The sequence below is a fragment of the Lacisediminihabitans profunda genome, assembly GCF_008040105.1.
Classification (GTDB): Bacteria; Actinomycetota; Actinomycetes; order Actinomycetales; family Microbacteriaceae; genus Lacisediminihabitans; species Lacisediminihabitans profunda.
This window is the reverse complement of the sequence record NZ_VRMG01000142.1, coordinates 1-373: the sequence shown is the minus strand read 5'-3', so window position 1 is coordinate 373 and position 373 is coordinate 1. Positions and strand designations below refer to the sequence as shown.

At 40.5% G+C, this 373-nt stretch carries 1 pseudogene; it reads right to left on the bottom strand.

From position 1 onward, the window contains the following. Window positions 1-28: 28 nt before the first annotated feature. A pseudogene (oppC, locus tag FVP33_RS19310) lies at window positions 29-373 on the bottom strand (murein tripeptide/oligopeptide ABC transporter permease OppC); the annotation flags it as partial.

Sequence of the window (373 nt, the reverse complement as noted above, 5' to 3'; positions counted from 1 at the left end):
AAACATTTTTATCACTCTTGAATGTTGTTTATCTTGTAGCTTGTCTTTGGTCAGCCACTCGTCTTAGTGCATTTCCGATAAAGATAATAGCAAGCACCACAATTAGGATGACCACTGTTGCTGGAACCCAAGTCCAAGGCTTATCAGTCATTGTTTCTGGATTAGTCGCTTCATTTATCATTGTTCCCAAAGATGGTGTCCCCGCTGGAAGTCCAAAACCTAAGAAAGAAAGCCCTGTTTCTAAACCAATATTTCCAGCAAAAACAAGCGTTGCTTCAGCAATGACGAAGGTGGACAAGTTGGGCCATATTTCCCGAAACATAATTTTAAAATCAGAGGTTCCCGAAGTTTTTGATGCTCGAACATAATCTCG